We start from the raw sequence: 6,246 nt of genomic DNA on the forward strand, positions 1-6,246 counted from the left end.
TCGAGATGATCGAAAGCGGTAAAAGAGGCGGTTGACAGTGGTTTGAAACGCTGTAGAATTCGCCTCCCGCTGACGAGAAGCTAGGTGTTGATCGAAGGCGCAAGTGGTTGAGATTGAAAAGAAATTTTCGAAATCACTTGACGTAAGATGAGGCTGCTGTAGAATTCGCGCCTCGGTTGAGACGAAAGACTTAACCACCGCTCTTTAACAACTGAATCAAGCAATTCGTGTGGGTGCTTGTGAGGTAAGACTGCTAGTCGCAAGATTATCAGCATCACAAGTTACTCCGCGAGAAATCAAAGATGTAACCAACGATTGCTGAGCTAAGTTTAGGGTTTTCTCAAAACCCAAGCAGTATTGAACTGAAGAGTTTGATCATGGCTCAGATTGAACGCTGGCGGCAGGCCTAACACATGCAAGTCGAGCGGTAGAGAGAAGCTTGCTTCTCTTGAGAGCGGCGGACGGGTGAGTAATGCCTAGGAATCTGCCTAGTGGTGGGGGATAACGTTCGGAAACGGACGCTAATACCGCATACGTCCTACGGGAGAAAGCGGGGGACCTTCGGGCCTCGCGCCATTAGATGAGCCTAGGTCGGATTAGCTAGTTGGTGAGGTAATGGCTCACCAAGGCTACGATCCGTAACTGGTCTGAGAGGATGATCAGTCACACTGGAACTGAGACACGGTCCAGACTCCTACGGGAGGCAGCAGTGGGGAATATTGGACAATGGGCGAAAGCCTGATCCAGCCATGCCGCGTGTGTGAAGAAGGTCTTCGGATTGTAAAGCACTTTAAGTTGGGAGGAAGGGTAGTAACTTAATACGTTGCTACTTTGACGTTACCGACAGAATAAGCACCGGCTAACTTCGTGCCAGCAGCCGCGGTAATACGAAGGGTGCAAGCGTTAATCGGAATTACTGGGCGTAAAGCGCGCGTAGGTGGTTCAGTAAGTTGGAAGTGAAATCCCCGGGCTCAACCTGGGAACTGCTTTCAAAACTGCTGAGCTAGAGTACGGTAGAGGGTAGTGGAATTTCCTGTGTAGCGGTGAAATGCGTAGATATAGGAAGGAACACCAGTGGCGAAGGCGACTACCTGGACTGATACTGACACTGAGGTGCGAAAGCGTGGGGAGCAAACAGGATTAGATACCCTGGTAGTCCACGCCGTAAACGATGTCAACTAGCCGTTGGGAGTCTTGAACTCTTAGTGGCGCAGCTAACGCATTAAGTTGACCGCCTGGGGAGTACGGCCGCAAGGTTAAAACTCAAATGAATTGACGGGGGCCCGCACAAGCGGTGGAGCATGTGGTTTAATTCGAAGCAACGCGAAGAACCTTACCTGGCCTTGACATGCTGAGAACTTTCTAGAGATAGATTGGTGCCTTCGGGAACTCAGACACAGGTGCTGCATGGCTGTCGTCAGCTCGTGTCGTGAGATGTTGGGTTAAGTCCCGTAACGAGCGCAACCCTTGTCCTTAGTTACCAGCACGTAATGGTGGGAACTCTAAGGAGACTGCCGGTGACAAACCGGAGGAAGGTGGGGATGACGTCAAGTCATCATGGCCCTTACGGCCAGGGCTACACACGTGCTACAATGGTCGGTACAAAGGGTTGCCAAGCCGCGAGGTGGAGCTAATCCCATAAAACCGATCGTAGTCCGGATCGCAGTCTGCAACTCGACTGCGTGAAGTCGGAATCGCTAGTAATCGTGAATCAGAATGTCACGGTGAATACGTTCCCGGGCCTTGTACACACCGCCCGTCACACCATGGGAGTGGGTTGCACCAGAAGTAGCTAGTCTAACCCTCGGGAGGACGGTTACCACGGTGTGATTCATGACTGGGGTGAAGTCGTAACAAGGTAGCCGTAGGGGAACCTGCGGCTGGATCACCTCCTTAATCGAAGACTTCAGCTTCTTCATAAGTTCCCACACGAATTGCTTGATTCATTGAAAAAGACGATTGGGTCTGTAGCTCAGTTGGTTAGAGCGCACCCCTGATAAGGGTGAGGTCGGCAGTTCGAATCTGCCCAGACCCACCAATTGTTGTGGGGTTTGGCCTTGTACGAATATGGGGCCATAGCTCAGCTGGGAGAGCGCCTGCCTTGCACGCAGGAGGTCAGCGGTTCGATCCCGCTTGGCTCCACCATATACAGCATCGTAAGAGTTCAGAAATGAACGTTCCTGCTAGCAGCAGATGAATGTTGATTTCTGGTCTTTGACCAGTAAGAAAATCGTTCTTTAAAAATTTGGGTATGTGATAGAAGTGACTGATTAATTACTTTCACTGGTAATTAATTTGGTCAAGGTAAAATTTGTAGTTCTCAATTGCAAATTTTCGGCGAATGTCGTCTTCACGTTAGAGACAATAACCAGATTGCTTGGGGTTATATGGTCAAGTGAAGAAGCGCATACGGTGGATGCCTTGGCAGTCAGAGGCGATGAAAGACGTTGTAGCCTGCGATAAGCTCCGGGGAGTCGGCAAACAGACTTTGATCCGGAGATCTCTGAATGGGGGAACCCAGCCAGCATAAGCTGGTTATCACACACTGAATACATAGGTGTGTGAGGCGAACCAGGGGAACTGAAACATCTAAGTACCCTGAGGAATAGAAATCAACCGAGATTCCCTTAGTAGTGGCGAGCGAACGGGGACTAGCCCTTAAGTTGATTTGAGAATAGTGGAAGGCTCTGGAAAGTGCCGCCGTAGTGGGTGATAGCCCCGTACACGAAATTCTCTTATCAATGAAATCGAGTAGGACGGAGCACGAGAAACTTTGTCTGAATATGGGGGGACCATCCTCCAAGGCTAAATACTACTGACTGACCGATAGTGAACTAGTACCGTGAGGGAAAGGCGAAAAGAACCCCGGAGAGGGGAGTGAAATAGATCCTGAAACCGTATGCGTACAAGCAGTGGGAGCCCACTTTGTTGGGTGACTGCGTACCTTTTGTATAATGGGTCAGCGACTTATATTCAGTGGCGAGCTTAACCGAATAGGGGAGGCGTAGCGAAAGCGAGTCTTAATAGGGCGACAGTCGCTGGGTATAGACCCGAAACCGGGCGATCTATCCATGGGCAGGTTGAAGGTTGGGTAACACTAACTGGAGGACCGAACCGACTACCGTTGAAAAGTTAGCGGATGACCTGTGGATCGGAGTGAAAGGCTAATCAAGCTCGGAGATAGCTGGTTCTCCTCGAAAGCTATTTAGGTAGCGCCTCGTGTATCACTGTTGGGGGTAGAGCACTGTTTCGGCTAGGGGGTCATCCCGACTTACCAAACCGATGCAAACTCCGAATACCAACAAGTGTCAGCACGGGAGACACACGGCGGGTGCTAACGTCCGTCGTGAAAAGGGAAACAACCCAGACCGTCAGCTAAGGTCCCAAAGTTATGGTTAAGTGGGAAACGATGTGGGAAGGCTTAGACAGCTAGGAAGTTGGCTTAGAAGCAGCCATCTTTTAAAGAAAGCGTAATAGCTCACTAGTCGAGTCGGCCTGCGCGGAAGATGTAACGGGGCTCAAACCATACACCGAAGCTACGGGTTCATCTTAGGATGAGCGGTAGAGGAGCGTTCTGTAAGCCTGTGAAGGTGAGTTGAGAAGCTTGCTGGAGGTATCAGAAGTGCGAATGCTGACATGAGTAACGACAATGGGAGTGAAAAACTCCCACGCCGAAAGACCAAGGTTTCCTGCGCAACGTTAATCGACGCAGGGTGAGTCGGCCCCTAAGGTGAGGCAGAAATGCGTAATCGATGGGAAACGGGTTAATATTCCCGTACTTCTAATTACTGCGATGGAGGGACGGAGAAGGCTAGGCCAGCACGGCGTTGGTTGTCCGTGTTTAAGGTGGTAGGCTGATTTCTTAGGTAAATCCGGGAAATCAAGGCCGAGAACTGATGACGAGTTATCTTTTAGATGACGAAGTGGTTGATGCCATGCTTCCAGGAAAAGCTTCTAAGCTTCAGGTAATTAGGAACCGTACCCCAAACCGACACAGGTGGTTAGGTAGAGAATACCAAGGCGCTTGAGAGAACTCGGGTGAAGGAACTAGGCAAAATGGCACCGTAACTTCGGGAGAAGGTGCGCCGGTGAGGGTGAAGCATTTACTGCGTAAGCCCATGCCGGTCGAAGATACCAGGCCGCTGCGACTGTTTATTAAAAACACAGCACTCTGCAAACACGAAAGTGGACGTATAGGGTGTGACGCCTGCCCGGTGCCGGAAGGTTAATTGATGGGGTTAGCTAACGCGAAGCTCTTGATCGAAGCCCCGGTAAACGGCGGCCGTAACTATAACGGTCCTAAGGTAGCGAAATTCCTTGTCGGGTAAGTTCCGACCTGCACGAATGGCGTAACGATGGCGGCGCTGTCTCCACCCGAGACTCAGTGAAATTGAAATCGCTGTGAAGATGCAGTGTATCCGCGGCTAGACGGAAAGACCCCGTGAACCTTTACTATAGCTTTGCACTGGACTTTGAGTTTGCTTGTGTAGGATAGGTGGGAGGCTTTGAAGCGTGGACGCCAGTTCGCGTGGAGCCAACCTTGAAATACCACCCTGGCAACCTTGAGGTTCTAACTCTGGTCCGTTATCCGGATCGAGGACAGTGTATGGTGGGTAGTTTGACTGGGGCGGTCTCCTCCTAAAGAGTAACGGAGGAGTACGAAGGTGCGCTCAGACCGGTCGGAAATCGGTCGTAGAGTATAAAGGCAAAAGCGCGCTTGACTGCGAGACAGACACGTCGAGCAGGTACGAAAGTAGGTCTTAGTGATCCGGTGGTTCTGTATGGAAGGGCCATCGCTCAACGGATAAAAGGTACTCCGGGGATAACAGGCTGATACCGCCCAAGAGTTCATATCGACGGCGGTGTTTGGCACCTCGATGTCGGCTCATCACATCCTGGGGCTGAAGCCGGTCCCAAGGGTATGGCTGTTCGCCATTTAAAGTGGTACGCGAGCTGGGTTTAGAACGTCGTGAGACAGTTCGGTCCCTATCTGCCGTGGACGTTTGAGATTTGAAAGGGGCTGCTCCTAGTACGAGAGGACCGGAGTGGACGAACCTCTGGTGTTCCGGTTGTCACGCCAGTGGCATTGCCGGGTAGCTATGTTCGGAAAAGATAACCGCTGAAAGCATCTAAGCGGGAAACTTGCCTTGAGATGAGATCTCACTGGAACCTTGAGTTCCCTAAAGGGCCGTCGAAGACTACGACGTTGATAGGTTGGGTGTGTAAGCGCTGTGAGGCGTTGAGCTAACCAATACTAATTGCCCGTGAGGCTTGACCATATAACACCCAAACAATTTGATGTTTGTGTGTCTCTATGAAGACTGCAACAGCCGAAAATTTGCACAACTACAAACCACATCACATACCCAATTCGAGGTAGCGAGCCGCGCAAGCAGCACGACATCTCAGCTGAATCGCTTGACGACCATAGAGCATTGGAACCACCTGATCCCATCCCGAACTCAGTAGTGAAACGATGCATCGCCGATGGTAGTGTGGGGTCTCCCCATGTGAGAGTAGGTCATCGTCAAGCACCTACACCAAAACCCCCGATCAGGAAACTGGTCGGGGGTTTTACTATTAGTACAGGCATGAAGTTTTGAGCGATCAAAACCATTACCTAGAAGATGTAATGCAAGTCGTTGACTAGAAAGAGAAATTCTTCGAAAAACAACTTGACGTAAGATGAAGCTGCTGTAGAATTCGCGCCTCGGTTGAGACGAAAGACTTAACCACCGCTCTTTAACAACTGAATCAAGCAATTCGTGTGGGTGCTTGTGAGGTAAGACTGCTAGTCGCAAGATTATCAGCATCACAAGTTACTCCGCGAGAAATCAAAGATGTAACCAACGATTGCTGAGCTAAGTTTAGGGTTTTCTCAAAACCCAAGCAGTATTGAACTGAAGAGTTTGATCATGGCTCAGATTGAACGCTGGCGGCAGGCCTAACACATGCAAGTCGAGCGGTAGAGAGAAGCTTGCTTCTCTTGAGAGCGGCGGACGGGTGAGTAATGCCTAGGAATCTGCCTAGTGGTGGGGGATAACGTTCGGAAACGGACGCTAATACCGCATACGTCCTACGGGAGAAAGCGGGGGACCTTCGGGCCTCGCGCCATTAGATGAGCCTAGGTCGGATTAGCTAGTTGGTGAGGTAATGGCTCACCAAGGCTACGATCCGTAACTGGTCTGAGAGGATGATCAGTCACACTGGAACTGAGACACGGTCCAGACTCCTACGGGAGGCAGC

General features: G+C 50.8%; 2 tRNA genes and 4 rRNA genes. All 6 read left to right on the forward strand.

What is annotated here, in order from left to right:
- Positions 1-359: 359 nt before the first annotated feature.
- Positions 360-1,896 (forward strand): 16S ribosomal RNA (locus tag SOP97_RS20160).
- A gap of 65 nt (positions 1,897-1,961) precedes the next feature.
- Positions 1,962-2,038 (forward strand) — tRNA-Ile (locus tag SOP97_RS20165).
- Between the two features lie 31 nt (positions 2,039-2,069).
- Positions 2,070-2,145: transfer RNA gene (locus SOP97_RS20170), tRNA-Ala, on the forward strand.
- A 244-nt stretch (positions 2,146-2,389) separates the two neighbouring features.
- Positions 2,390-5,279: ribosomal RNA gene (locus SOP97_RS20175) — 23S ribosomal RNA — on the forward strand.
- Between the two features lie 138 nt (positions 5,280-5,417).
- Positions 5,418-5,533: ribosomal RNA gene (gene rrf, locus SOP97_RS20180) — 5S ribosomal RNA — on the forward strand.
- A 364-nt stretch (positions 5,534-5,897) separates the two neighbouring features.
- Positions 5,898-6,246: ribosomal RNA gene (locus SOP97_RS20185) — 16S ribosomal RNA — on the forward strand; the annotation flags it as partial.

The organism is Pseudomonas spirodelae (assembly GCF_034653255.1).
GTDB classification, from domain to species: Bacteria; Pseudomonadota; Gammaproteobacteria; order Pseudomonadales; family Pseudomonadaceae; genus Aquipseudomonas; species Aquipseudomonas spirodelae.